Origin of the sequence: Limosilactobacillus reuteri subsp. porcinus, assembly GCF_036621895.1 — a bacterium.
In the GTDB taxonomy this organism is placed as follows: domain Bacteria; phylum Bacillota; class Bacilli; order Lactobacillales; family Lactobacillaceae; genus Limosilactobacillus; species Limosilactobacillus reuteri_J.
The window spans coordinates 17,112-43,844 of sequence record NZ_LN887345.1 but is presented as its reverse complement, the minus strand read 5'-3'; the positions used below and the strand labels follow the sequence as shown (position 1 = coordinate 43,844).

The following is a 26,733-nucleotide window of genomic DNA, read 5'->3' as shown; positions in this document are numbered from 1 at the left end:
GGAGGAATTATAATGAAAAAGTATTGGCGATTGATTAGTCTTAGCGCCCTCCTCTTTGTTGCTCTCCTTACTCTTTCTGCCTGCGGTACCTCAATTGCAAAAAAAGATGTTCTGACCGAAGATATGCGTAGTCAACGAATTACCTGGGGAGTTAAAGCAGATACCCGCCTATTTGGGCTGGAAAATATCCGGACAGGAAAGCTAGAAGGATTTGAAATTGATCTTGCAACAGCTATTACAAAAAAGATCCTCGGCCCACAGGGAAAACCAATTTTTGTTCCTGTAACCAGCGGAACCCGGGTGCCCCTATTAAAAAATGGTAATATTGATGCGATTATGGCAACCATGACGATCACTCCTGAGCGAGAAAAGCAAGTTGACTTTACCCATTCTTACTTTGATGCTGGTCAATCTCTCCTAGTTAAAAAGGGAAGTCCAATCAAAAACATCAGCGATTTAAATCGACGAGGTGCTGTAATTCTTGGGGTTTCTGGATCAAATTCAGTTAAAAACGTTGCGAAGTTTGCTCCTAAAGCACGTGTCCTTCAATTATCTGACTATGCTCAAGCGATGACGGCCCTTAAATCTAAACAGGGGGATGCCCTTACCACTGATAATGGGATTCTCTATGGGATGGCAGCTGAAAACCCGGGCTATGAAGTTGTCGGCGGTAACTTTACTAAAGAACCTTATGGAATCGCCGTTAACAAAAACCAAGCGCGCTTCCGTAATAAATTAAACTGGGCGTTAAGAGAAGTTGAAAAGGATGGTACTTACAACCGTCTTCTTCTTAAATGGTTTGGGAATGTTAAAGGATTTAATTATCAGGAGATGAAACGCTAATGTTAAATTTAATTATAAATGAGTGGCATCCCCTTTTAACAGGCCTCTGGAATACTATTCTGTGTAGCCTTATCGCATTAATTGGGAGCCTCATTATCGGAACCTTTTTTGCTCTTCTTGAGATTTCGCAACACCGTGTTGTTAAAATAATTGGTCATGTCTATGTAGAGGTCTTTCGTAATATCCCATTATTGGTAATTACGATGGCTTTTTTCCTGATCATTCCAATGTATATTGTTAAAATTAATGGATTTACTGCGGGAACAATTGGCTTAACGCTTTATACGTCCGCCTTTATTGCTGAGACCGTACGCGCTGGAATTAATTCAATTGATCCTGGCCAAATGGAAGGAGCCCTTGCCAATGGACTTACTTATGGACAAGCGATGCGCTACATTGTTTTACCACAAGCATTTCGCGTTGTTATTCCACCACTCGGTAATCAATTTATCAATTTGGTTAAAAACTCATCGGTTCTTGCCTTTGTTGCTGGCTTTGATCTTATGTACCAAGGAAATTTAATTGCAAACGATACCTTAGCAACTATGCCCACGTATTTCATTGTCGGTATCATGTACCTCATCATCACGCTTCCGTTGAGTTATTATATGCGACACCTTGAAAAGAAATTGGCCTAGGAGGAATGATCAATGCAAAATTTTATTGACGCTTATTCATGGATTAATATCCGTTTTCTCCTAGAAGGGCTTTGGATTACAATTGAAGTTTCCGTAATTTCAATTATAATCAGCTTTATTTTGGGAACTTTTCTCGGAATTATTCGTTACGCTAACATCAAATACTTATCAGCAATTGTGGGGTTCATTATCGATATTATCCGTAACCTTCCCCTCCTGCTAATAATTTTCTTCACCTACTTTGGTCTCCCGAATATCGGAATTAAACCAGAAATTATTCCAGCTGCAATTATGGCGCTTTCAATTTTCGAATCGGCAATGGTTGCTGAAATTGTTCGCTCAGGAATAAATTCGATTGATTATGGGCAAACAGAAGGGGCATTAGCTAACGGATTATCTAAGTGGCAAGCTTTACGAATTATTGTCTTACCACAAGCAATTAAGAATATGATGCCGGCTCTCGTTAGTCAGTTCATTTCATTAGTTAAGGATACATCACTAGCAACAATCATCGTCTTGCCAGAGTTAATGTACCACGCCCAAATCATCTATGGACAAAACACAAATTATATTATTCCAATGTTCGTTGCGTTAGCAGTCCTCTACTTTATTGTCTGCTACTCATTATCATTGGTTGCACGTTATTTGCATAAACACATTGCCTGAGTATTAAAAACGGCGAGACTAGAAAACTTTTCTAATCTCGCCATTTTTTAATACTGAATCATAAAATCAAACCGTTGATGCTCTCCCGTTAAGCGATTAACATGTCGTTCCATCACTTGACGTCGTTGTCCAAACATCATCCAAACGGCAATTCCAATAAATACTACTAATTCAATTCCCGTCCCAATCCAATCCTGAACTGTTACTTTGCCAGTCATCAACGTTGAATCAGAAGCAATAAATGCCGTCCAATCTAATAAGAAGTGCATTAACATTGCTAACCACAATTGACCAGTATAAACATAAACAGTTGCAAAAAATAGTCCAATACCAGCTGCACTAACTGCTTGTAAAACAGTCATTGACCATTCTTGAGGGCCATAGTTGGTAAGATGAACAATTCCGAATAAAATTGAGCTCGTTGCCAATGCTAACGGAAGGCGTTGCTTGACATTGCGCCAAGCATAGAATAAGATGCCCAGAATAGCGAAACGGAACAAGGTCTCTTCCATTACCGCAGCCTCAAATGCTGAAAGGGTAAAATCCCAATTAGCACGGTGGAGTCTTGGCATTTCTCCCGTATTTAAGGCCATAAAGATAATATCAACAACAACTAATCCAGCAAATATCCCCCAATTAAAATCACCGCTCCAATGTGGTTTTAATCCTGGCCATGATAAGTGCCACGTCCGCATGACAGTTGTCGTAAGAATAAAAAAGGCAACTGCGCCAACTGCACCAGTGGATAATGCCAATAATAAGAAGTGATTATCAACCAAGTCTGTTGGTAAAGCAATCAATGGCGTGAAAACCACCTGAGCTAACCAGGCAATAAAGATTAGTCGTTCGATGCTCCAATGCATGAATTCACCAATTACGCTTGCAAATGGTGCAAACATTATAAAGTAATAAAAAATCATCATTGTCACAACGCCTCGGGATGGTAAACGTAATAGAACAATAATTTCTCGAACCATTACATCCCAGGCAAACACTAAAATTATCGGCTGGGCAATTACCTGCAGCCATGCATTTAACTTCTTAACTAGTAAGGACACATTAGGCAAGAGTTCAAAGATTAAACCAATTCCTAAAATAATAACCATGATCAATAATGCTAATGCAACGGTCTGACGATTAAATTCGTAATTACGAATCATCATCATTGCCAAAATGACCAGGGTCGCCCCAATTTGAACCCGGTACCAGATCCTAAGATAATCGTTTCCGGTCATTTTTCCTCATCCTCTCTGGGAAATATAAAATAATTGCTAAATATGATCATACCAAACAATCTCCTTAGTTTTAAGAACAAATCTTCTTTTTTTAGTTTAAACCACAAAAGAACCTGCAGGCAAAAAAACCGCAAGTTCTTTTATCGTTTATTTTGTGTTTCCAGTTGCAACTGGTTGCTTCTCTTTACTATTCTTCTTTTTAGAATGTTGCTGAGAGTTCCGGTGGGAATGATTATTTTGTCGTTCGTTTTTATGTGTTTGATTATTTTTATTGTTTGGTCGACGATAGTGTTGGTTTTCGGAACGATTATTACCGTTCAAAATTGTCACCATCGGAATAATCACTGGACGACGACCGGTGCGATCATAGAGTAATTTTTGTAAACGGCTGATGATTGTCCGGTTTAATACTCGTTGATCAACGTGTTTGTGATTCTTAAACGTATTAAGGATTGCCCAGAATACTTCATGATTGGCTGCCTTAATTAGTTCTTGTGACTCATGCATATAAACAAAGCCACGAGAAACAATATCAGGTCCCGCAATAATTTGGTAATCCTTTAAGTCGACAACCGCAATCGCTGTTACAACTCCTTCTTCCGAAAGTAAGCGCCGTTCGCGAATTTCTGGGTTTCCAACTGTATCTCCGGCATCACGACCATCGATATAAACATCGCTAACACTATCAATATGGTCTGCTACTCGGCAAGAATCCTTCGTAAGAGCTAAAACATCCCCATTTGCAAGGACAAAGCTATTTTCCTTTGGTACACCAGTCATTTCAGCTAACTTGGTGTGAATTTTTTGCATTCGGTATTCCCCGTGAACCGGAGCAAAGAACTTAGGCTTCATTAACCGTAGCATAAATTCTTCATCGACTTGACCACCGTGTCCTGATGTGTGGATATTATTAACATACCCGTGAATTACATTAGCCCCGCTCTCTTCAAGCTTATTGATAAGGGCATTAACACTAGTAGTATTTCCTGGAATTGGGTTACTAGAGAAAACAACTGTATCTTCGGGCTGAATAGTAATTTGACGGTGAGTACCATTAGCAATCCGACTAAGGGCTGCCATAGGTTCTCCCTGCGATCCAGTACACATGATCAATACTTTTTCTGGTGGATAATTGTTAATTTCATTTTGGTCAATAAGTGAATCTTTAGGAATGTTAAGGTACCCTAATTCTTGACCAGCAGTGATTGCATTTTCCATACTGCGACCAAAAACCGCAATCTTTCGCCCTTGCGCAATTGCGGCATCAGATGCTTCACGCAATCGATAAACATTAGATGCAAATGAGGCAAAGATAATGCGTCCCTTAATTCGTTCAAAGATCCGGCGAATATGGATATCAACCCAGCGTTCAGACTTTGTAAATTCTGGTCGTTCAGCGTTTGTACTATCTGATGTTAAAAGGAGAACCCCATCATCCCCTAACTTAGCCATTTGTTGAAGATTAGGACCTGGTAAATTACCAACTGGTGTTAAATCAAACTTAAAGTCACCAGTCTGGACAATTGTTCCTTGAGGAGTATGAACGGCCACACCCAGGGTATCAGGAATTGAGTGCGTTGTTCGGAAAAAGCTCACCCATAACTTCTTAAAATGAACTTCATCAAATTCATTAATTTCATGCAATTCGGCATTTCTTAGTAAGTGTTTTTCTTCCAGTTTTCCTTTAATTAATGACATTGCAAATGGTCCAGCATAAATAGGTGCATTGACCTTTTGTAAGAAGAATGGTAATCCTCCAATGTGGTCTTCGTGACCGTGAGTAATAAAGATTCCCTTAATCTTATCTTTATTTTCAATGAGGTAATCATAATTTTGAATTACGTAATCCACTCCTAGTAATTCATCTTCGGGGAATAAAACTCCACAGTCAATAACAATAATTTCATCTTGGAATTGTACACAATACATATTTTTACCAATCTCACCAAGACCACCCATGGCGTAAAAGGCAACTTCATTGTTTTTAATCTTTAATTTTGTCATAATACCTTTCCTTCTATAGATTTTTATCATGTTAATTAACGGAATTTAAGTAAGCCAAAAGAACCGCTTTGTTCTGACAAGGTCGGTTATTGATATTCATTTTATTATTGGCACTTAATCTTAATTATTTAATCCGTACGTAAAACTAACTATTATTTTACCACATCTACAAAATTGAAGGTAGTAATTGCCTAATTCTTTGATTAAAAAAGAAGGTTGTGAGTGGGAATTAACTTCCTCGACAAGGCGGTGGGCTAAGGATAGAACGGTGATTAGCACGGCACGGGCTGATTATCGTTCGGACTTAGCCTCGAGCCTTGTAGTTAATTTCCACGATATCTTACTACTGTTCATAAAAGCAGTTGAGGCTGAGAGAAAACAAAAGTTTTCTCCCAGCCACCTTCCTTTTTTAATCCCACTCGTTGCTTGCCTAATCTTCTTCTGGTAACTGTTCCTCTTTTTGTTCCCAAGCCTCCATCCAATCAACAACCGGTTCCCCATCTTCATGAAATTTAACATTAGTCAATGCGGTTAAAATTTTTTGATAAGCTGGCTTACTTAGCCGCGTGCTTACATTAACTAATTCTTGATGACCCATAAAAGCATTATCGCGCAAGATTTGATTAATTGTAGCCATTAATTCATTAGATACTTGTGAGCTAAGGATCTCTAAACTACCTCTATGATATTGATCAACATAAAAATTAATAAAGGAATTAAGAGCAACTTCTTTAGCATTGTCGCTTAACTCACTATAACTTAAACCTGTTGTAGCCAATTAGTATTCTTCCTTTCTCAAATTAATTTACTTTGATTATCCTCTACATTTTAACCTTAACACAAAGTTTATTATCCGTTAATTTTCTTTCCGATCCCGAATACGAAGACTAGTCTTTTCACCATCAATCACTGCATATACTTCTTTTGTGGAATCTTCAGCTAATGCACCCAGCTTAACTTCTCCACTATCTTCTCCAGTTTGTTCTACCTCTTTGATACCGTCCGTAATAAAACGGGTAAAAATCTTATGAAGTTCGCGTCGTTTTCGTTCCTTTTTTACAGCCATCGCTAAAGTAAAACCTTGATCCAAAAATACTTTAATCGTTAATACCTGAAAAATTGTTGGAAAACTAAAATAGTGATTTTTATTCTGCTCATCTTGTTCCGATTTAATATAACCCTTTTTCTCCCAATATCTTAGTTGACTAGTAGAGACACCAGTTACACGTGCTACTTCACTCATACTAATCTTTAATTGTTTACTAGCGATCATTTTTCTAATTTTTTCAGAAAGCGGATCCATCATTTTCCTCCAAAGTGTATATTTTAATCATAAATTACCAAAAATTTGATATCTTTGTCAAATTATTTGACAAAGATATCAAATAGTATTATTATTTTTCACATTGTAAAAATGTAAAGGAGGATTCTATTAGTGAATCAAGAGCAACAACCTGTTGATATTAATGGTCAAACTTATAATCGTTCCTTAATGATCTTTGTCTTATTAATTGGAGCTTTTTGTACCATTTTAAATCAAACTATTCTTTCAACAGCCTTTCCAGCATTAATGGATGCTTTTAATATTAGTACAGCCACCGTTCAATGGTTAACTACTGGGTTCTTAATGGTTAATGGGATTATGATCCCCGTAAGTGCCTACCTAACTAGTCGTTTTAATACTAAAAGTCTTTTTATCATTGCTATGTCGACCTTTGAAGTTGGGACAATCCTAGCATGGATCGCTCCATCATTTGCCGTTTTATTAGCCGGTCGTCTTATTCAAGCAGTCGGAGTAGGAATCAACATGCCTTTAATGCAGAATATCATGCTAACTGTTTATCCTCCTGAAAAGCGTGGGGCTGCGATGGGAGTGAATGGCCTAGTTATCGGATTAGCGCCAGCAATCGGTCCGGCTTTATCTGGATGGGTTATCGATAGTTATAGCTGGCGGTGGCTTTTCGGAATGATTGCCCCCATTACTGCTTTAGTCATCATTGTTAGTCTTTTTGCAGTTAAGAATGTTATCCCTAACAAAAAGCCGCATCTTGACTGGCTTTCTGTTATTATTTCAACACTAGGATTTGGGAGCGTGCTTTATGGGTTCTCAAGTGTCGGTGATAAGGGTTGGACAGATCCAGTTGTCCTTTCAACCATTATCATTGGGGTGATTTTAGTTGTAATTCTAATCATACGTCAAAACAAGCTAGACGACCCATTTCTTGAATTCAAAGTCTTTGAAAGCAAAGAATTCTCCCTCGCAACTATCCTTAGTTCAATTGTAATGATGGCAATGGTTGGGGTAGAATTCGTCATTCCTCTTTACCTTCAAATCATTCATGGAATGTCTGCCTTCCATTCAGGTCTTACCCTTTTATTTGGGGCCCTTTTCATGGGAATTATGAGTCCAATTACTGGGAACTTATTTGACCGTCACGGTGCTAAGCGCTTAGCCTTTACGGGAATGTTTATCTTAACTGTTGGAACAATTCCTTTTGCCTTTATTACTCGTGATACCCCAACTATTTATATTGTCTTCTTATATGCAGTCCGGATGTTTGGTATTTCGATGGTAATGATGCCAGTTACTACGGCGGGAATGAATTCTCTTCCTTACAATTTAATCTCGCATGGTACAGCCGTTAACAACACCATTCGTCAAGTTGCTACTTCTGTGGGAACAGCAATCATGATCTCTGTTTTGACAAATATTACTAATAGCAATCGACCTGCTCATTCATTGCTGACACAATCCCCATTACAATATAAAGCAAAGATGTTTGATGCTACTTTGATGGGGTACCATGCAGCATTCTGGTTTGCAATCGCCTTCTCACTCATTGGTTTATTCCTTACATTCTTTGTTACAAGTGGTAATGGAATTCACCTCCGCCTTGATAGCGAAGACATTGCAGAACCAACTGATAAAGGAGGGATGAAGTAATGGTTATTATTTTAACTTTTCTAGGAGCACTCGCCTTTTTTGCTTGCATGATGTTTATTCGGCAAAAAAGCCTGCGAATTATTTTATCTACACTCACGGGAATTATCTTTGTGGGCTCAACTCTTTTGATGACACTAAATTACAGTCACCATTTTGGAATGCAAAAAGTTACGACAACAACCACCAAGCGGATTTACTCTGCTTCAAATTCCTCAATGCCCCTGGCAATTTATCAACCGGTTGGTAAAAGCGGTCGCGATGATGTTTATATTTATAACACCAAAGTTAAACAAAAAACGCCTTACCATACCCAAGCAAACGAATACACCACTAGCCGGATTAAATGGACTAATGGTTCTACCCCTCAGCTCGTAACAACTGAGACGCGCTGGCAATATCGTAATAATTTTTATAAAGTCCTATATGCATGGTCAGGAATGAACAATGCATTAGTTAAGCGAACTAACGTGTTAGAATATCCACGAATGTATGTTAAACTCACAACGAGTCAGGCAGATAAACTTGCCAGAGTTGCTAAATCTGCTACGGGTGCCAAATTACAAGCACAAGCAGCAGGACAAGGACGCGCTTTTGTTACGTCAAAGCTTCAAGCAGCAATGGCCAAGAATCCTAACATGACTGCTAAGCAAATCCAAGAAGTATCGGCACAAGCAGAACAAGAATTTCAGGCCCAAAGCGTTAAACAAATTTTAAAACAAGTTAAGTAAAAAAATAGAGACTAAGAGAAAAAACAATCTCCTAGTCTCTATTTTATATTTAAACTAATTCAAAAAATGCTGCGGGCAATTCTGAGGTAAATGTCATTTGTTTAAGGGTGAAGGGATCGTTAAAGCTAATTTTACTTGCATGAAGCAACTGATGATCATATTTACTAGTATCACCGCCATAAAGATGGTCACCAATTAGGGGATGACCAATAGCGGCAAAGTGAACCCTAATCTGGTGTGTGCGTCCAGTGTGAAGTCTTACCCGTACTCGTGTCCACTTTGCACCTCGTTCTTCCACCCAATACTCAGTCAAAGCTCGTTGCCCATTCTCGTCAATTACCCGTGCAGCCTGCCCATCCTTTCTTCCAATCGGCTTGTTAATCTCGCCATGTTCGTCCATAATTTGTCCTTCTACTAATGCAGTATACTCCTTCAGCATTTGATGTTGCTGCACTTGCTGACTGATCATACTGGAGGCAATATGATGCTTAGCGATAAGAATTAATCCCCCCGTAAAACGATCCAGTCGTGTAATTAAATGAGGGCGAAGATCTACAGAATTATTTGCGATTAAGTATCCCTTTACCCGATTTAAAACTGTATCATTTTGAACGGTTGGTCCTGGGATAGAAGTCACACCTGCTGGCTTATCTACTACCAACCAATTATTATCTTCATAAACAACATTTAAGGGCTCATTACTAATTTCAACAGTATCATCAGCTAACTCTGGCTGAGCCTTAATGGTTAAAGGTTGATTAGGAAGAATCTGGGTTGTTGGCCGTACCTTCCGATGATCAACAAGGAATTCTCCTTCACCGTTTTTAAGATCGTTAAATAAACGGTGCCCCATCCCCAACGACTGAAGATACTTCTTTATTTTAATCGGTTCGGTTCCTCGGTATATCCACGTATTTTCCATCTTAATTTCCTCCATCAACATTGCAAAAGATACAAAAAAAGAGCTGATGACCTAAATCACAGCTCTTTAATATTGAACGGTCCGTACGAGACTCGAACTCGTGATCTCATCCGTGACAGGGATGCGTCCTAAACCAACTAGACCAACGGACCAACTTGACAACAAATAAAAGTATACGAGATTTCTCAAAATTAGTCAACAAAAATTTGTAATTTATTTTTGATTTTTCGTTTTTCCTATCTATACCGTAAAAATTATCAATAGTTTATAATGAAAGTACTAGCTATTATTAAGGAGGAGTTTTTAATGCAGCAGTTGGGCAAGCGCCTATTAAACTGGTGGTCTAAGTATTCAAAAATCATAAAAGTAGTGTTTGTAACCTCAGTCCTAGTCTTTGTTATTCTCGCGTTAGGTAACTTTTTTAAAACAGTTAAATGGCATGAAGTAGGGGTTGGTTTAGCAAACCTGTCTTGGGAAAGTATCATTCTGCTACTAATTACGGGATGCATCGCAGTCATCCCTATGTTGGGGTATGATTTTGCAATCACTCATTTATTACCCGGGAAATTTAAGAAATCATATATTATCCGCTGTGGATGGATTACTAACACTTTAACAAATATTGCCGGATTTGGCGGAATTCTTGGTTCTACTTTACGAGCATACTTCTATCGAAAGAACGCAACTAAGAAAGAGATTCTACTTGCTATCTCTAAAATCGCTGTTTTCTTACTTTCTGGTTTATCTGTTCTTTGTTGGGTAGCTTTGATCATCATGTTTGTGTTTCACGATGGTGGCCACTTCAACCAATACGCACTTTGGCTTGTGGGGGGCGGATTATATTTCCCAATCGTTTTTTATTTTACTGTTATTCATAATAGTAAAATATTTAAGGATATCACGCCAAAAGTAGGAACCTTTTTAGTTACTAGTTCAACTTGTGAATGGCTATTTGTCGCACTTTTCTTCTTATTAGTCGGTTGGTGCTTAGGCGTTCGGCATAACCTTATTAGCGTTCTGCCGTTATACGTTGTTGCCCAGGTTCTCGGGGTTCTTTCAATGATTCCGGGGGCGCTTGGTTCGTTTGACCTTTTAATGATGTTAGAACTGTCATTACTTGGCGTTTCCCAAACTACCTCTGTTATCTGGTTATTACTATTCCGAATTTTTTACTACATCGTTCCATTAATTATTGCTGGATTCATGTTCTTGCATTCGCTGGCATCACAAGTTAATCAGTTCTTTGACGGATTGCCATTACTAATGGTCCGTAAACTTGCTTACTATTTAATTACAACATTTATGTATATTTCTGGGATTTTGATGCTTATCACTGCCTCAATTCCAGACATCACAGCACAAAATAAGATTATCGCGCACCTTTATCCCTATACCTTCTTCTTCCTCCATCAATTGACAACCATCTTATTTGCACTGGCTATGCTTGCCTGTGCTCGCGGTCTTCAATCAAAGGTGAAAAAGGCATACCTTCCTACTTTAATATTATTGGTAATTGGAATTGCTAATACCATTTGGAATCTGGGAACATTGAGCTTAACAATTTACCTCGTCATTGTTTTGATACTTGTTTTACTCTCTCGCCATGTGTTGTACCGGAAGAAATTGGAATACTCAATTGGGAAATTCGCAATTGATAGTCTTATCTTTGCTGGGGCTTGTATCCTCTATGTAATTGTCGGTGTTATTAATGCTCCTCAATATTCCAGCAAGCATCACATCCCTGATTTCCTATTTTTCCCTGGTGAAAAGATTTGGATTTCTGGACTCTTCGGATTAATCCTCGGCCTCTTATTAATTTTCATCATTCTGCGTTACTTTATGGCCGGGACTGATCCTTTCAATATTCCAAACGTATTTGATGCTGAACGGGTCCGCAATGTTATTAAAGAATATGGGGGAAATGAAACTAGTCACCTTGCCTTCTTAAAGGATAAAAGTATCTACTATTACAGTGTTGACGATCATGATAAGCTCTTTTTCATGTATCGCCGTAAATATGATCGCCTGGTCGTAATGGGCGATCCAGTTGGAGATAAGGATAGTTGGCGACCAGCTCTTCGACAATTTGTCTTAGAAGCTGATAAGTATGGCTATCAGCTTGTCTTTTATGAAGTCTCCAGCGATATGACAACGCTTCTTCATGAATTTGGCTTCGACTTTATTAAAACCGGTGAAACTGGCCTCGTTAAGCTGGCAGACTTTACGCTTGCTGGTAAACGACAACGATCACAACGAGCATTGATGCATAAATTTGATCGTGAAGGCTATACCTTCTCCGTTGAAAAGCCACCATTTAGTAAAGAATTAATGCAAGAGATGAAACAAGTCTCCGATAGCTGGTTAGGAAACGAAACAGAAAAGGGATTCTCTCTTGGTTTCTTTGACTCCTACTATATTAATCAAGCACCAGTTGGCATTATTCGGGATAAAGAGGGCAAAATGGTCGCCTTTGCAACATTTATGCCAACAGGGGGTAAAAAGATTTTAACAATTGACCTTATGCGTCATAGCAAAGATGCTCCTTCTGGAATAATGGATAAAATTTTCATCAGTATGTTCCAATATGGTCAGGAAAACGGCTATACCTACTTTGATCTCGGAATGGCACCTCTTTCAAATGTCGGGGAATATCAATTTAGTTTTATTGAAGAGAAAGCTGCGCACTTTATTTATGAATATGGATACCATTTGTATGGCTTTCAAGGATTACGGCGATACAAGGATAAATATGCGACAGTTTGGTATTCACGTTATACTGCCTTTCGTAAGAAGAATTCAATCATTGCCACAATGATGATTTTAGTTAGCGTTGTTAACCAACGTGTTGATCAGCAAAACCATCGTTCAATCTTCTGGTGGTTGATTAAATAATATTAAGAGGGTGAGGAAAAACTTTTTTCGTTTTTCCTCACCCGCTTTACTTTTATCGCCTATTTTTGATCCATCAAATAATCATATAGCATCTCATGCTTAATCTTATCAGTGTTGTATCCTAATACCTCTGCAATCTGATAAGCAAAGGCTAAGGCAGTTGCGGGGCCACGACTGGTAATGATTTTTCCGTCATTATCAACAACCGTAATGTCCTCTTCAAAATTTGCTGTTGGGGCTACCTTAGCAATTTCCTCGTTAATTCCCGGGAAACAAGTATAGTTATGATTATCAAGCAAACCATACCGAGCCAAGGCAATCGGAGCAGCACACATTGCGGCATCCCACTTATTTTCTGCGTTGCGTTTTTGCATCAATTTCATCAACCTATCATTATCGCGAAGCTTTTGGGCACCCCCGCGACCACCAGGAAAGGCCACCACATCATAATCGAGGAGCCGATCACTCATTACCTCATCACAAGTTAATTCAATTCCATGAGCGCCAGGAACATGAAGATCCTCTAATCCGACCATTGTGGTTTCAATCCCCATTCGCCGGAGAACGTCCACAATTGTAAGTCCTTCTACTTCTTCACAACCTGGTGCAAACACTACAGCAACTTTAGCCAAAATATCACCCCATCAATTATTAATTGTTGCAACTACCCGTTTCATTACACCCTTTGCTTCTGGAATTTGATAAAGCGGGTAAATATGAAACAGTCCACGACCCGTATATGAGTTTACAGCGATCCCAACGTCACGCAATTTTTGAACAAACAAGGTCACATCAGGATACATTATTTCCCTTGTCCCTACAAAAACAGTCACATCGCGCAACTGATCAAGATTCCCATACAAGGGACTTAAGCGATAGTCTTGATGATCCGTATCACCGGCCCACATCGTACCAATTTTTCGCAAACCGTTCACTGCTAGTGTAACATCTTTATCCTCATATTTGCTAATGAGAGGATTTGTAAGGTTAAGATCGAGCCAAGGAGAAAATAAGATGAGGTGACCAGGCTGTGGAAGCCCCTTTTTACCAAGATATTCACAAAAGCCAGCTGCCAATCCTCCACCAGCTGAATCGCCCATAATAGTTACTTTACTAGCAGGCATAAGGGTATAAATTTTACTATAAAGACTAGCAATTTCTTGGTATGCAGTACGGTAAGTATCATGCGGAACCAACGAATAAATCGGGACATAAATCTTCGCATCCGTGGCGATTGCCAACCGATTTAAATATTGCCAATGAGTCTTATCGGGACGCTGAATATAGGCTCCCCCGGTTAGATACATGATTACTCGTTGATTATTTCCGTGATCATTTAAGACATATGTTGTTACTTCCTGTTCTTGACGCTGAACATCAACCGTCATTACAGCAGCAGGCAAGTAGTAATCAGCCTCGTTGTCAATCCATGCGTTCCCCACCAAGGCATTAAACTTATTATTTTCTGCAAGATCGTTTTTAAACCCGCTTAATTGAATTCCCATTTCAGTAAAGGTTGCTTTACTAGAACGATGAGCACCACATCGTCGTAACTCTCGCAAACTATTCTCAAGATTATTAGCCAAATGACTAGCAATTTGAGTATTAAATTTCTTTATTTTCTCCACTGAAACGATCGCTCCTCATTTAAAATCTTACTATTATCCTATCATGATTTAAGATTTTGTGTCTTTAAGATTACCTAAAGCCATTAGCTCGCGTTGATGACAATGGTTTTGCCATCCTAAAACTACAACTAAAATTAAGGCAATAACAATTAAAATTACTGCCGCAATGATAATGTCGCGATACCCATTATAAAGAATCGTACGCATGGTTGGTAAAAGCTTATCTGGAAGGCTACTAGCAGTTTGGGCATTTGATAATTTATTTAGCATTCTTAAGGTAATTCCATGGTGCGTTTGAACACCCTGGAATAGCTCTTGGTTAAGAATAACTCCGTAAACCGCGGACATAAGGGTCTGACTCAAAATTCGCAATAAGTATCCTAGTGAAGTAGCAATTGGCACATCCCGTAATTCAGCATCTGTTTGAACATTAATCTGTAAAATATTAAAGACAAGACCAACACCGAATCCTTCAAAAGCACCCATGAATAAAATAAGCCAGAATGGTGTTTTTTGTCCCCCAATCATTATTCCTAAATAGGCAATAAAAATTGAAGCCGCCCCACAGGTAACAATCCAGTATTTTCCCCATCGTTCCTGTAATACTGGCACTAATTCTGAACCAATAAAGTTAGTAACCGCCCCTGGAATTTGTGTCATCCCCCCAAGCAGCGCACTTAAACCTAAAATTCCCTGCGCCCACATTGGAATATAAGTAACAAAAGCAATAAATGAACCCCAAATTATGACGAATAAAGTAAAATCAATTACTAGTTCGCGATTTTTAAACAGGCGACTAGGAACAATTGGGTCTACCGCCTTACTGTCAACTTTTATCATTCCGCCAAGCAATAAGAGGCCAACAACAAATAAACAGCCCACTACTAATCCAGATGCTGAACCAATTAATTGAACAGCTACTAAAATCATTACTAAACTGACTACCAATAAAGTCGCTCCAAGATAATCAACCGGCTTACCAGCAGCTTGCTTTTTCACATTCTTATAGAACAGACTAATAATGGTAATCGCAATTAAGGCAATCGGCACATTAACATAGAAAACCCAGTGCCAGCTCAACGCGTCAACAATCCATCCACCGAGTAGGGGGCCAATAATCGAAGCAGTTCCAAAACAAGCACTGGCAATTCCCAATACTTGAGCTCGTTTTTTTAGGTTGTCGTACAATTCAGCAAAAACAATAAACGGGATTGTATTCATTCCTCCAGCACCAATTCCCATTACAGTTCGCGCGATAATAAACCATAAAATATTAGGAGCTAATCCTTGAAAGATTGCTCCAACTAAAAACATGGAGGTAGCAGTAATATAGGCTTGCTTGTTTCCCTTATGCTCACCAAACTTACTCCATAATGGGGTCGCAACAGCCATTCCCAAAAGAAAAGTTGCGATGATCCACCCCATATATTGCAACCCATGAAGGTCACTAGTAATAGCTGGCAAGGCCGTATTTACAATCGTACCATCCATTCCCGCCATAATGTTAGATAGTAACAACGCACCAGTAACAATTGTTCGTCGTTGTTGTAATTCCACTTTTTCATCCCCTTTAATTCTCTCCGTACTAAAGAGGATGGAACAGAGCATCTAAGTGCGTTGTCCCATCCTCTTGAATTACAAACTGTTTTCCATTATACGACCTTAGGCATAAAAAGTATAATGGTTATTTTTTCATTTTCTTAATGTCCTGCCCTAACTGTTGCCAGTCAGCTTTAATAGTAGGCTCCAATCGGCGGGCATAGAGTACTGCGGCCGGATGATACATCGGCATAATCCAATGCTTATCAGTCGTCAACTCATAACCATCATGCACATCATTAGTCCGTTGAATTTTTTCGTGGAGAAGTTGCCCATGAAGCTTACCAATATTAGCCTGACTACCAAGCAGCCGTTGTAAAGCCGTATTGCCAAGCGTAATAATAATTTTCGGCTTAACTTGAGCTAATTCCCAATCAAACAAAGGAGCAAATGCTAAGACTTCTTTTTTAGTTGGCGTCCGGTTAGGGTGCTTTTCAATTACTTCACCCGTCTTCTTATCAACTACCTTTTTAATACTATAAGGCCGTTGACGAACGACACTGGTAATATAAACAGTTGAACGTGAATATCCAATAGATTCAATAAATTTCATTAGTTCTTGACCCGAAGCACCAGAAAAAGGAATATTCACTTCTTCTTCGTGACGACCCGGAGCCTCCCCTACTAACATTAAGTCTGGATTAAGCGGTCCTTGTCCTGGAGTAAAACCTGTTAATTGTCGATCCTTTGTTTTTTCTTTTACCTCTGCCAGTAGCGTTGGCGGATATTCTGCAATCATGTTCTCACTCTCCTATCCATTATGTCGCCACTTAGAATCTGTAAGAATACGAGCAGCAATCAATCCCATTGGCAAGAAGACAACAATCATAAGCGCCTTAGTCATCCAAAGAGTTCCTACACTAATCGAAGTTAAACCGATATTATACATTGCCCGATACATGTAAAGTCCTGGGACCATAATAACAATCGATGGAACCGTGATTGAAATTTGCGGATATTGAATTTTACGTTTAACAATTGATGCCAATAACCCGGCAACTAACGCTCCTAAAAATGCAGCTGCTCCTGCTGGAATTCCAGTTAAGTCTGTTAATTCCAACCGTAATGTATTAGCAATCGCACCAATACAACCAGCAGTAGCTGCCATTTTAGGCGTACTGTTAAACATTATTGAGAAGCCAAACACCCCACAGAAGCTGGCAGGCAGCCGGAGTAAAAAGAGCATTAATGCCGATAATGGTAATGCTTGAAAATTCTCAGGACGGAGATTAACCATTAATGCCACGATCCACCCAACCAAGGTAGCAACTGTAATAATTGCGATTGCATAGGTCATTCGTTCAAGCCCGGACCGCATGTCAAGTTTTGAAATATCAAGGCCACTAGTAATAAATGGAAATCCCGGAATAATAAACAGCATTGCGCCGATATACCCTGCTTCATGACGCGAACTCACATTAAACGTTAATTGCATCAAACTTAAAGCCAGCAGGTAAGAAAGGCACGCAACTGCAACCGCAACCGCGACTCCCGCAAATAAGGTAATGTGATGGTCAATCATCTTACGGCGGGCATAGTTTCCAAGGCCAGCCCCGATAAAACTACAAAACATTTCAACTGGTCCACCACCGAGTAAAAAGACAAAGGCGCTACATGCCAGAGCAGCTGCTAGTCCTACTTGGTAAGGAGCGTAATTTCCTTTTGAGTGGGCGATTTCTTCCAAACGGGAGTGGATTTCTCCAATTGTCATCTCACTCCCATGCTGGTCAAATTCTTTAATAAATCGCTCCATCTGCGAAAGTTTCGTCGTATTTACACTTGTGCTTGGTAAAGATATTGCCTGCGTGTAACTATGGTGGGCGTCCATACAAGTATATTCGAGGGAAACTAACCCAATATCGACCGAACAAGTCATTTTCAACGTCCGGGCAACTGTATTCATTGAATCACGGACTCGCCATGCCCCTGTTCCATAAGAAAGCATCATTAATCCAATTCGTCCGACAATCGCTGCTCGTTCTACTAAATTAGCCTCATACGCAGGGGTAAAATTATCATTTGTAAAAAAGTCATGCCATGGAATCGCCATATGATGCTTATCAGACAAATGTTCAGTCGGCGCAAAATCATTCGCTGAGATCTCTTTATCCTTACTCAAACCCATCAAGCTCCTCTTATCAATTCTCTTAACTATTTAATTATACGGCGGCTGTCAAGCGACGGGAGTAATTTCTTTTAATTTAGTGATTAATTGCTGTTCATCATCGCTTAAAATGTAATCCTCCCGTGTGGCAAGCGAAATAAAAAACTTTTCCGGAATTGGGTCTTTAATATCGAGGGCGACAATTCCCGGTTCATCCTTTACTGCATCTTTAACCATCAAACTAATTCCCTTATTTTGCCGTACCAACTCTTTAATCCAAGAAACATTTGGCACCTTATAAATTGCCGTTTGTGGATTAATTTGGGCATAGGTAGAATAAGCTTGGAAGGCAGCTTTATGCACATATTGCTGGTCATAATTAATAAAGATTTCGTTCGTTAAGTCTTGAAAACTAACCGCCTTTTTCTTTGCAAGCGGATGATCAGCACTTACGATGATACTAAATGGTCGCGCAGTTATTAATTCCGCAAAAATACCGGTTTGATCAATTGGTGCAATTGAACCCAGTATGGCAATATCGATCTTTCCCGCTTGTAATTCACTTAGCAATTCATGAGACCCCACAGAAACGATTTTTATTCGTTGAAGAAGCTGCTTAGAAAGATTGCCGATAATGTGTGAAATATACATTTTTCCAATGATTGGCGGAAGGCCGAATTTTATTTGTCGTTGATCGGACCGTGCTATTTCTTGATGAGCAATGTCTATTTTTTTGTTTATCGCCAACGCTTTTTCATATAGTAACTGCCCACTGCGCGTAATCATTTCATCCCTATGAACACGATCTTTGCGCACTAATTTTGTGTCAAATTCTTGTTCAAGGCGACGAATTGCCTGGGTAATACTAGGTTGAGAAACATTAAAATACTTTGCTACTTGCGTATAATTTTTTAATTTAACTAACATGGCAAAGTATTGTAAATCACGAGTATTCATCGTCTTAACCCTTTCTATATCGAAATAATATCTTTATCTTACGTCAATTTATACTTGAATACAAAAGAATGTTCGCAAAAGAAATTAATCTTTTCAACAAGAAGGGCGGCTAAACTAGCTTCATGTTATCTTGTTATTTAAAATAATAAGGCTGGGGGAATTTTTCATTTCTCCCAGCTTCCGCACTAATCTTAAGCTATTCAAGTAAATATTAAATTATTGATGTTCTTTTAAGTAATTGTCCATTATTTTATTAAATTTGTTTGCCTGTTCTGCCATTATTACATGACCACTTTGATCAACAGCTTGATGCGATATAAACTTTGGATTAGCTTGTCTCATAACATCCGCAAATTTACCATTAAAATATGGACTTTGATTTGCGGTAACTAATAATGTTGGAATATTAATTTTTTCAAGTGTTAATCGCCAATCCCGTTTAGCGTGATCATAGAGTAAGGGAAGATTTTCGGCCCTAATAAATGGAAACATTTCTTTTTCTGGCTCTAATTTTGATATTACTTGAGATGGTACCCCATTTAATGTCTCTCTAACATTCCCATGCTCTTTCAATTTTAATTTATACGATGCCCTTGTGACATCCATATATCCATAAGGCCATTGAACCGTATTAAGCATCTTTGGAGATTGATCAATTGCTATCACGCCACTTAAAGGAAAATCAGTATAAAGTGATAAGAATCCATATATTACCGATGCACCCATAGAGTGTCCAATTAAAAAGGGCTTTGTAACATTTAAATAATTTAATAGTTCATATAGATCCTTTATTAAGGGCTCAATGGAATCTAATTGCTCATTCCTAGTTGATGCTCCATGATTTCGCTGATCGTACGTAATTACTTGATAACCTTGCTGAATTAAGTTTTTAATTTGTAAACACCATATTTGTTGATAACCACCAAAGCCATGAATTAAAACAACTGGTTTCCCAGTACCATAAACATAGTAATTAATTCTTATCCCATCACTTGTTTTGAAGTCCATCAGGCAACCCTTCCTTCACTAAAGCTAAAAAGATAGTAACTATTAATAAATCAGCAGTGCCTCCAAGGCTTAAATTTTGTTGAGTGAATTTTTCTTCAATTTGGGTTAGCTTTTGTTGTCCAGACTTAGTATTTATTCCGCCTAGTCTTAAACACTCCTGAATTTCTTTATTTTTCCATTCTTGAATAGCTGGATCCCCTGCTCTTTTAATTAAGGTCGAGTCTTCAATATGTAAAGCTAGTTCTAAAAAAGTTATTAAAATTCGGCTATTCCAATCATAGTTTGATGTTAATAAGGTCGGTAACCCATACTTAAAAACTGTCGGGTATCCTGCATGTGCTTCCCCTCGAATACCAGAAAGGCCGTATTTTAAATACTGTTTCTCACCCGCAGTTAAAAAATTTTTCGATGAAAGGTGTTTTAGATCATCATTAATCAAATTCTTTAACATCTTTTTAATCACGTTTTTAATATCATTTGCATCAAATTGTTTTAGATGCTGTAAGCTGTAGGCTGTTGCTGCAACAAATACTCCTAATGAAAAAACTGCTCCTTTATGAGTATTAACATTATTTGTAGCAACAAACATTGTTTTCTCAGCTTTTTTGCCATATTCACGTAACTCTTCAAATATCAATGATAAATTAGCAGAACGACTCATTATTCCTAGTAATGCTGCTTGATGAAGATAGTTACGCAAACTAATAGAACTATTAATGAATGTAAATATATCCATATCTAAGTGTGCTCCATGTTCAACTGGATCCACTAATCCAGGCTTAGGCCAAGCAGATACTTCATATAAAAGGGCTCGTTGTGCAAGTTGAGTTAACCAATTTGTAATGTTTTCTTTTTCTTGATATGCCAATTCTACGCAAACTAACTGACTAACTTTTTCTTGTAACTCTTCAACTGAATGTCGACGGGAGCGACCACATTCTTTAGCTGGACGACCACAAATTAAACACTTTCTAGCAGGTAGATTTACATCTGACCTTGATAGTGATTTTATTGTTCCACTATCATTAGCTAGCACATCTAAGTCAAATAAACGATAACTTGGCTTCAATTCTTCAAAATGACTCGTAATCTCTTTTACTAAAATTGCACCCATCTCAACAAGATAGAAGCGCTCTGGACCGGTTTTCTTATCCAGCCACTCTTTTTTTGAAATAAAAACAATTCCAGCATCTAATAACATTTTTTCAAATTCATTGAGGCCAGCTATAAAAAATGACTCTATCTTTTTATTATTCTTTATTGGACCAGGAATATTTAATTTAGCTGCTACAACAGTCATTGATGGATTAGTTTTCAATAACTGGTTTTGTATTTTTACACGCTCATCCTTATTTTTTAAAACAGCAAGAATGTCTTGGTATTCACCGTGATCAAAAATAGTTTGCATACTAACTCCTCAAATCAAACTTTAATATTAATTATAGCAATAATGGGTATAAAAAACGGTACTAGAAAATTCCAGTACCGCAATTTCTATTCGTAATTAGTCCTTAATTTGTTTAATTTCATCAATTAAAGTACCATCACGATATTCAACAAGTGCAACTGTTCGATCAGTATATTCAATCTTTTCCGGCTTACCAACAATCTTTTCTGCACGTTGTTGTAATTCTTCAATTGAAATCAATGGAATACTTGGCACATTCTTGAATGTTTCAATTAAATCTTTACGTGCAGGATTTACAGCAACCCCTACTTCAGTAACAACAACATCAATTGATGAACCTGGAGTAGTTACTGAATTAACAGCTGGTACAATTGTTGCAATCCGACCACGAGTTAATGGGGCAGAAATAATTGTCATCTTTGCAGTACCAGCATCTTGGTGTCCACCAACAGCACCACGAATTTCACCATTAGATCCAGTTAAAACATTAACATTGAAATCAGTATCAATTTCCAAAGCAGAAAGAATTGCAATGTCCAGTTGATCAACCATTGCTCCCTTGTTATCAGGATCAGCATACCATGATCCGTCAATTTCAATTTGACCAGGATTACTCTTCATACTTGAAGCAGCACCCTTATCAAAATCTTGAACATCCATAACTTTCTTTACTAATCCTTCTTCTAAAAGTTTAACGATTGGCGAAGTAGTTCCACCACAAGTAAAGGAAGCAGTAATGTTGTTATCAATCATTGCTTGACGAAGGAAACGGGTAACAGCTAAAGCAGCTCCACCAGTACCAGTTTGGAATGAGAAACCTTCTTTAAAGTATGGAGAATTTACAATTACATCATTAACCATCTTTGCAATCTTCAATTCTTTAGGATCCTTAGTGAAACGTGTTGCACCACTACCAATACGGTCTGGATCCCCAACTTTATCAACTTTTACAACGTAATCTACTTGTGTTTGTTGGATTGATGCAGGTGTATTAGGATAATCAGCAATTGTATCTGTTACAAGAACAACTTTATCTGCGTATTTGGCATCAACTAATGCATAACCTAATGATCCCAAAGCTGACTCACCATTCATACCATTAGCATTTCCCATTCGATCTGAGTTAGGAACACCAATAAAGGCCACATCAATTTTAATGTTTCCATTTTCAATTGAACGTGCACGATTACCATGTGAACGGAAAATAACCGGATTCTTTAATAAACCGTGAGAAACGGCTTCCCCAAGACTTCCTCGCATACCAGAACTAGTAATGTTAGTAATTGTACCAGCCTTAATAGCTTCGATTACCTTATCATTCATTACCCCAGTTAACGATGATGGAGCCAAAGTTAAGTCTTTGTAACCCATCTTGATGATTTTATCCATAACCATGTTAAATACAAAGTCACCATTACGGAAGTGGTGGTGGAACGAAATTGTCATCCCGTCCTTCAAGTTATTCTTGATAACATCATCTAATGAATCTACTAACTTATCGTCACCCTTGGTAACACGAACATCATGACCAGTATAGTGAACAATTGGATGACCAATTTCAGTAGTTTCAAATGGCTTGTAGTTTGTTGAATCTAAAATTTTATCTGAAATTTCGCGTCCGACTTTATTTTTCAATGTATTCGCCCTCCTCATTGATCAAGTTAGAAGCCTTTGCTAAACGAATTACCCGTTGTGCACGTAATACAACTGGGCGGTCAACCATTTGACCGTTCATTGAGATAACACCTGAACCCTTTTGGTGTGCTTCTTCAATTGCAGCTTCAACGTCCAATGCATTTTCAATTTCTTTCTTGGTTGGTTCATAAATCTTATTTACCCAATCAATTTGACGAGGGTTAACAAGAGATTTACCGTCAAATCCTAATTCGTGAATGTGTTCAGTCTCACGTTTAAAGCCTTCTACATCATTCATATTAGTAAAGACAGTATCAAAGGCTGCAATGCCAGCGGCACGTGCTGCATGAAGAATCATGTTACGAGCAAATTCAAGTTCTGCTCCATCTGGGTAACGATGAGTCTTCATATCAGTCGTATAGTCTTCAGCAGAAAGTGCCAAACCAATCATCCGGTCAGTACTTGCAGCGATTTCTGGTGCATTAAGCACTCCCTTAGCACTTTCAATAGCTGCCATAACATGCGTTGTACCTGGCTTAATACCAAATTTGTTTTCAGCTTCTTCTACTACTTTTACAAGATCTAGCATCATTTGAGCTGATTCTACTTTTGGCAAACGAACAACTTGAATACCGGCTTTTACCATTGCGAAAACATCATTCTTAAAAAATGGTGTATCAATTCCATTAACACGAACAACTAATTCTGAATCACCATAATCTTGTGTTTGGAGAGCTTGATAAACTAACATCCGGGCAGCATCTTTTTCTGCCATTGAAACTGAATCTTCCAAGTCAAACATAATGGAGTCGGCACCATAAATACCAGCATCCTTTACCATTCCGGCATTGTTACCTGGAACAAACATCATTGTCCGACGTAAACGTTCTTCCATTATTAAAATACCTCCCAGTCTGGTTGATTTGCTGTATCAAGAGCACGTTGAGCAGCAGCCATTGTCCGTGCTTTAATTACACAATCTAAAGCTCCTTTATCCACAGCTTTAACATTGGCATTATCAATTCCATAAGCAGTTAAAGTATCAGTAATCACCTTACGAATTTGATTACCATAAAGTTCTTCCACAGAGGAATCTAAGTCAATGCTGATACCATTATTACCTTGGCTCAAAGTAATTTGAATATCGGAAGATTCCAAAGTTCCTGCTAATGCAGTCTTCTTAATATCCATTATTTAATATACTTCCTTCCTTTATCCGAGTTTGAAGCTCAGACCAGTTGTTTTTAATAAATTCGAGCGTTGTATCTGGAACATACTTTTTTACTAACGCAATATCATCATTAGTAATTGCTGCTCGTACCTTCGTTGCTGAAATAATATCCTGATCCTTGTTTTTCTTTCGATCAATAATCTTTACTTCAACATCAGGTGGTAGAACCCTATTTAACTCTTCATTATATATATTTGTTGTTTTGGAATATGGTTCATTCCCAAGATATCGAGATGTTATATTAAGCGGTTTTGCAATTTGTTCCTTAAAAAGGGTTGCATCCAAGGAAGCTTGAAATCTTCCAACATTTTGATCATCTTTTAAAAAGTATGCTGGAAACGTAGCATAACTAACCATGTATTCCTTACCTGGTACTACTATAACATTTGGTAAATCAGCTACTCCTGCTTTAACTAACTTAAAACGATCAGAAAATGAAAAAATGGAAACATCTTCACTAACAACAAAAACATATACATAATCATTTTCTTTACTAGCAGTTTCCACTAAGTAACGATGTCCTTTTGTAAAAGGATTAGCGTTCATAACAATTCCCGCGATCTTGCTTCTTTCTTGATCGTTAAAGTGTGGCAAAGACGAAATATAGTCATGAATATCAGGAGTACCACTTTCTAATACAGTTCCTTGTTCTACTTTTGCTAATTCATGAAATCCAACATATTGGAAACTTTGGCTATATTGTGGTTTCGTAAAAACAAACAAATGGAAGCGCCCCATCATTGCAGCTTCATTTTCTAATTTACTAACCAAACTATTAAATGTTTCACCATGCCCCTGAACTTTTGAACAAATTGCAATATACTTCAATACATTACCAGCAATTGATCCGGTTGCTAAAATCTCACCATTTTCTTTCCATACAAAAGTCTTATCAATAGAAGATGTTTCTTTTTCAGAAAAAACTTCAATTCCATTGAATTGCAAGAACTTTTGCCACTTGGTGAAATTGCGTTTTAAATGAATGTTAATTTCACGAACTTCCATTAATATTCTCCTAATCGTTATTCTTTTGACTTGCGTAATGTTGAACAGCTTTAGCTACTGTATTTACTACACCATCATCAAATACTCCAGGAACAATTTTTTCAGCTGTTGGATTAGAAATCATATTTGCTAATGCAGAAGCAATTGCTTTTTCAAGGCCAAAATCAACTTTATTTAAATCAGTTGATAATAATCCTTTATATAACCCGGGAAATACCAAAATATTATTTACTTGATTTGGGTATTGACTTGATCCAGTTGCCATTACTGCTACATCTGCATCTTTTGCAACTTGAGGATCAATCTCAGGCTTTGGATTTGCAAGTGCAAAAATAATTGGATTCTTAGCCATTGTCTTTACTTGTTCACTTGTTAAAACATCTGCATCAGAAAGACCGATAAAAACATCCCGATCCTTTACCGCTTCACTTAAATTCTTATAAGGAGTTTGATCAGCACTTTGTTTTACTAAATCTGTTTGATAATGATTATAATTTTGACTATCAACATGCACTGGTCCATCAATATCAACAAATGTAATATTTTTAATACCTGCCGCAAAAAGTAATCGAGCTGTTGCAACTCCTGACGCTCCAACTCCATTAATTATAACTTTCAAATCTTTCAGATTTTTCTTTACTACTCTAGCAGCATTAATTAATCCAGCCAAAACAACAATTGCTGTTCCTTCTTGATCATCATGATAAACTGGAATATTAACTACTTTAGACAATTTCTCTTCGATTTCAAAACAACGAGGTGCTTTAATATCTTCTAAATGAAAACCTGCAAAAGATTCCTGCATATTCTTTAATGTTGCTACAAATTCATTAACAGGAACTTGCTCAACAGTTAAAGGTAGTGCATTAACATTAGCCAAATCCTTATAAAGTAATGCTTTCCCCTCAACAACTGGAAGACCACCGGCTGGGCCAATATTTCCTAATCCCAAAACAGCAGAGCCATCTGTTACTAATGCTACAAGTTTTCCACTAAGAGTATATTTATCCTTTAGTTCGGGATAACGTTCTATAAGCTTAGAGATTATCGCAACTCCTGGAGTATACGCTTCACCTAATTCTTTTCGATTTTTCACTTCAAATTGAGGTGCAATATTAAGTACTCCTTGGTTCTTAGCATGCATTGAGAGTATTTCTTTATCTTCCATTTATCGAAAGCCTCCTCATTTCATTATTAATATCTTACCACCTTTTTAAAAAAATTAAAATAATTACCGTATTTTTTAAATATTTAAAAATAATGATATACTTAAAACAACATTGAGC

At 37.9% G+C, this 26,733-nt stretch carries 24 protein-coding genes and 1 tRNA gene; 6 read left to right on the top strand and 19 right to left on the bottom strand.

Going from position 1 to position 26,733, the window contains the following annotated elements; genetic code table 11:
* Nucleotides 1-12 precede the first annotated feature (12 nt).
* Genes AACL61_RS01950 through AACL61_RS01940 form a run of 3 tightly spaced genes read left to right on the top strand, consistent with a single transcriptional unit; the run spans nucleotide 13 to nucleotide 2,147 of the window.
* Nucleotides 13-843 carry a transporter substrate-binding domain-containing protein gene (locus AACL61_RS01950; protein ID WP_102815772.1) on the top strand — a complete coding sequence of 277 codons (831 nt, stop codon included), beginning with the start codon at nucleotides 13-15 and terminating at the stop codon, nucleotides 841-843.
* Nucleotides 843-1,481: an amino acid ABC transporter permease gene (locus AACL61_RS01945; RefSeq protein ID WP_003664618.1), complete on the top strand. Its 639-nt coding sequence runs from the start codon at nucleotides 843-845 to the stop codon at nucleotides 1,479-1,481. Before AACL61_RS01950 ends, AACL61_RS01945 begins: the two co-directional genes overlap by 1 nt.
* Nucleotides 1,482-1,493: 12 nt before the next feature.
* On the top strand, nucleotides 1,494-2,147 hold the full coding sequence (locus tag AACL61_RS01940) for an amino acid ABC transporter permease (RefSeq protein ID WP_102815771.1): 654 nt from the start codon (nucleotides 1,494-1,496) through the stop codon (nucleotides 2,145-2,147).
* Between the two features lie 47 nt (nucleotides 2,148-2,194).
* Here the strand turns inward: AACL61_RS01940 and AACL61_RS01935 are convergent, their stop codons facing one another.
* From AACL61_RS01935 to AACL61_RS01920, 4 genes are all read right to left on the bottom strand, one after another.
* A complete protein-coding gene (locus tag AACL61_RS01935) occupies nucleotides 2,195-3,382 on the bottom strand; it encodes a CPBP family intramembrane glutamic endopeptidase (RefSeq protein ID WP_102815770.1) in 1,188 nt (395 codons plus the stop codon).
* A gap of 147 nt (nucleotides 3,383-3,529) precedes the next feature.
* Nucleotides 3,530-5,386 carry a ribonuclease J1 gene (gene rnjA / locus AACL61_RS01930; RefSeq protein ID WP_102815769.1) on the bottom strand — a complete coding sequence of 619 codons (1,857 nt, stop codon included), beginning with the start codon at nucleotides 5,384-5,386 and terminating at the stop codon, nucleotides 3,530-3,532.
* A gap of 430 nt (nucleotides 5,387-5,816) precedes the next feature.
* A complete protein-coding gene (locus AACL61_RS01925; protein WP_339110909.1) occupies nucleotides 5,817-6,164 on the bottom strand; it encodes a DUF3368 domain-containing protein in 348 nt (115 codons plus the stop codon).
* 78 nt (nucleotides 6,165-6,242) lie between these two features.
* Nucleotides 6,243-6,689 (bottom strand): MerR family transcriptional regulator, encoded by a 447-nt coding sequence (locus AACL61_RS01920; RefSeq protein ID WP_003668831.1) that lies wholly within the window; start codon nucleotides 6,687-6,689, stop codon nucleotides 6,243-6,245.
* Nucleotides 6,690-6,821: 132 nt separating this feature from the next.
* Here AACL61_RS01920 and AACL61_RS01915 point away from each other — a divergent pair, with 132 nt between their 5' ends.
* On the top strand, nucleotides 6,822-8,330 hold the full coding sequence (locus tag AACL61_RS01915; protein ID WP_339110908.1) for an MDR family MFS transporter: 1,509 nt from the start codon (nucleotides 6,822-6,824) through the stop codon (nucleotides 8,328-8,330).
* Nucleotides 8,330-9,058: a DUF4811 domain-containing protein gene (locus AACL61_RS01910; RefSeq protein ID WP_339110907.1), complete on the top strand. Its 729-nt coding sequence runs from the start codon at nucleotides 8,330-8,332 to the stop codon at nucleotides 9,056-9,058. The genes AACL61_RS01915 and AACL61_RS01910 overlap by 1 nt, the downstream gene beginning before the upstream one ends.
* A 49-nt stretch (nucleotides 9,059-9,107) precedes the next feature.
* On the opposite strand, the gene AACL61_RS01905 is transcribed toward AACL61_RS01910, so the two are convergent.
* Nucleotides 9,108-9,980 carry an RluA family pseudouridine synthase gene (locus AACL61_RS01905; protein ID WP_339110906.1) on the bottom strand — a complete coding sequence of 291 codons (873 nt, stop codon included), beginning with the start codon at nucleotides 9,978-9,980 and terminating at the stop codon, nucleotides 9,108-9,110.
* A gap of 77 nt (nucleotides 9,981-10,057) precedes the next feature.
* Nucleotides 10,058-10,132: transfer RNA gene (locus AACL61_RS01900), tRNA-Asp, on the bottom strand.
* Nucleotides 10,133-10,286: 154 nt separating this feature from the next.
* On the opposite strand from AACL61_RS01900, the gene mprF reads away from it, so the two are divergent.
* On the top strand, nucleotides 10,287-12,872 hold the full coding sequence (gene mprF / locus AACL61_RS01895) for a bifunctional lysylphosphatidylglycerol flippase/synthetase MprF (RefSeq protein ID WP_339110905.1): 2,586 nt from the start codon (nucleotides 10,287-10,289) through the stop codon (nucleotides 12,870-12,872).
* A gap of 59 nt (nucleotides 12,873-12,931) precedes the next feature.
* On the opposite strand, the gene AACL61_RS01890 is transcribed toward mprF, so the two are convergent.
* From AACL61_RS01890 to AACL61_RS01830, 13 genes are all read right to left on the bottom strand, one after another.
* Nucleotides 12,932-13,504 carry a DJ-1 family glyoxalase III gene (locus tag AACL61_RS01890; RefSeq protein WP_065533247.1) on the bottom strand — a complete coding sequence of 191 codons (573 nt, stop codon included), beginning with the start codon at nucleotides 13,502-13,504 and terminating at the stop codon, nucleotides 12,932-12,934.
* A gap of 12 nt (nucleotides 13,505-13,516) precedes the next feature.
* The gene (locus AACL61_RS01885; protein WP_102815763.1) at nucleotides 13,517-14,500 is read right to left on the bottom strand and encodes an alpha/beta hydrolase fold domain-containing protein; all 984 of its coding nucleotides are present in this window, start codon (nucleotides 14,498-14,500) and stop codon (nucleotides 13,517-13,519) included.
* A gap of 48 nt (nucleotides 14,501-14,548) precedes the next feature.
* On the bottom strand, nucleotides 14,549-16,108 hold the full coding sequence (locus AACL61_RS01880; protein WP_003674934.1) for an MFS transporter: 1,560 nt from the start codon (nucleotides 16,106-16,108) through the stop codon (nucleotides 14,549-14,551).
* A 76-nt stretch (nucleotides 16,109-16,184) separates the two neighbouring features.
* A complete protein-coding gene (locus tag AACL61_RS01875) occupies nucleotides 16,185-16,838 on the bottom strand; it encodes a uracil-DNA glycosylase (protein WP_339110904.1) in 654 nt (217 codons plus the stop codon).
* Nucleotides 16,839-16,850: 12 nt separating this feature from the next.
* Nucleotides 16,851-18,218, bottom strand: coding sequence for a threonine/serine exporter family protein (locus AACL61_RS01870; protein ID WP_226062069.1), 1,368 nt, complete (start codon nucleotides 18,216-18,218; stop codon nucleotides 16,851-16,853).
* 54 nt (nucleotides 18,219-18,272) lie between these two features.
* A complete protein-coding gene (locus AACL61_RS01865) occupies nucleotides 18,273-19,160 on the bottom strand; it encodes a LysR family transcriptional regulator (protein ID WP_226061983.1) in 888 nt (295 codons plus the stop codon).
* A gap of 216 nt (nucleotides 19,161-19,376) precedes the next feature.
* Nucleotides 19,377-20,168: an alpha/beta fold hydrolase gene (locus tag AACL61_RS01860; protein WP_016496579.1), complete on the bottom strand. Its 792-nt coding sequence runs from the start codon at nucleotides 20,166-20,168 to the stop codon at nucleotides 19,377-19,379.
* The gene (citG, locus tag AACL61_RS01855) at nucleotides 20,149-21,576 is read right to left on the bottom strand and encodes a triphosphoribosyl-dephospho-CoA synthase CitG (RefSeq protein ID WP_102815760.1); all 1,428 of its coding nucleotides are present in this window, start codon (nucleotides 21,574-21,576) and stop codon (nucleotides 20,149-20,151) included. The genes AACL61_RS01860 and citG overlap by 20 nt, the downstream gene beginning before the upstream one ends.
* 96 nt (nucleotides 21,577-21,672) lie before the next feature.
* A complete protein-coding gene (gene citF / locus AACL61_RS01850) occupies nucleotides 21,673-23,211 on the bottom strand; it encodes a citrate lyase subunit alpha (protein ID WP_102815759.1) in 1,539 nt (512 codons plus the stop codon).
* On the bottom strand, nucleotides 23,201-24,106 hold the full coding sequence (gene citE, locus AACL61_RS01845) for a citrate (pro-3S)-lyase subunit beta (RefSeq protein ID WP_003670699.1): 906 nt from the start codon (nucleotides 24,104-24,106) through the stop codon (nucleotides 23,201-23,203). Before citE ends, citF begins: the two co-directional genes overlap by 11 nt.
* A 2-nt stretch (nucleotides 24,107-24,108) precedes the next feature.
* Complete coding sequence (gene citD, locus AACL61_RS01840; RefSeq protein ID WP_016496576.1) at nucleotides 24,109-24,402, bottom strand: citrate lyase acyl carrier protein; 294 nt, start codon at nucleotides 24,400-24,402, stop codon at nucleotides 24,109-24,111.
* Nucleotides 24,392-25,447: a [citrate (pro-3S)-lyase] ligase gene (citC, locus tag AACL61_RS01835; protein WP_102815758.1), complete on the bottom strand. Its 1,056-nt coding sequence runs from the start codon at nucleotides 25,445-25,447 to the stop codon at nucleotides 24,392-24,394. The genes citD and citC overlap by 11 nt, the downstream gene beginning before the upstream one ends.
* A gap of 10 nt (nucleotides 25,448-25,457) precedes the next feature.
* Complete coding sequence (locus tag AACL61_RS01830) at nucleotides 25,458-26,615, bottom strand: NAD(P)-dependent malic enzyme (protein WP_016496574.1); 1,158 nt, start codon at nucleotides 26,613-26,615, stop codon at nucleotides 25,458-25,460.
* Nucleotides 26,616-26,733 lie beyond the last annotated feature (118 nt).

Coding starts and splice junctions, on each gene's coding strand:
- AACL61_RS01905 (WP_339110906.1), bottom strand. CDS start 9,980: ATGGAAAATACGTGGATATACCGAGGAACCGAACCGATTAAAATAAAG.
- AACL61_RS01875 (WP_339110904.1), bottom strand. CDS start 16,838: ATGATTGCAGAATATCCGCCAACGCTACTGGCAGAGGTAAAAGAAAAA.
- rnjA (WP_102815769.1), bottom strand. CDS start 5,386: ATGACAAAATTAAAGATTAAAAACAATGAAGTTGCCTTTTACGCCATG.
- AACL61_RS01940 (WP_102815771.1), top strand. CDS start 1,494: ATGCAAAATTTTATTGACGCTTATTCATGGATTAATATCCGTTTTCTC.
- citC (WP_102815758.1), bottom strand. CDS start 25,447: ATGGAAGTTCGTGAAATTAACATTCATTTAAAACGCAATTTCACCAAG.
- AACL61_RS01920 (WP_003668831.1), bottom strand. CDS start 6,689: ATGGATCCGCTTTCTGAAAAAATTAGAAAAATGATCGCTAGTAAACAA.
- AACL61_RS01880 (WP_003674934.1), bottom strand. CDS start 16,108: ATGCTCTGTTCCATCCTCTTTAGTACGGAGAGAATTAAAGGGGATGAA.
- mprF (WP_339110905.1), top strand. CDS start 10,287: ATGCAGCAGTTGGGCAAGCGCCTATTAAACTGGTGGTCTAAGTATTCA.
- AACL61_RS01950 (WP_102815772.1), top strand. CDS start 13: ATGAAAAAGTATTGGCGATTGATTAGTCTTAGCGCCCTCCTCTTTGTT.
- citE (WP_003670699.1), bottom strand. CDS start 24,106: ATGGAAGAACGTTTACGTCGGACAATGATGTTTGTTCCAGGTAACAAT.
- citD (WP_016496576.1), bottom strand. CDS start 24,402: ATGGATATTAAGAAGACTGCATTAGCAGGAACTTTGGAATCTTCCGAT.
- AACL61_RS01910 (WP_339110907.1), top strand. CDS start 8,330: ATGGTTATTATTTTAACTTTTCTAGGAGCACTCGCCTTTTTTGCTTGC.
- AACL61_RS01860 (WP_016496579.1), bottom strand. CDS start 20,168: ATGGACTTCAAAACAAGTGATGGGATAAGAATTAATTACTATGTTTAT.
- citG (WP_102815760.1), bottom strand. CDS start 21,576: ATGCAAACTATTTTTGATCACGGTGAATACCAAGACATTCTTGCTGTT.
- AACL61_RS01945 (WP_003664618.1), top strand. CDS start 843: ATGTTAAATTTAATTATAAATGAGTGGCATCCCCTTTTAACAGGCCTC.
- AACL61_RS01935 (WP_102815770.1), bottom strand. CDS start 3,382: ATGACCGGAAACGATTATCTTAGGATCTGGTACCGGGTTCAAATTGGG.
- AACL61_RS01830 (WP_016496574.1), bottom strand. CDS start 26,615: ATGGAAGATAAAGAAATACTCTCAATGCATGCTAAGAACCAAGGAGTA.
- AACL61_RS01865 (WP_226061983.1), bottom strand. CDS start 19,160: ATGAATACTCGTGATTTACAATACTTTGCCATGTTAGTTAAATTAAAA.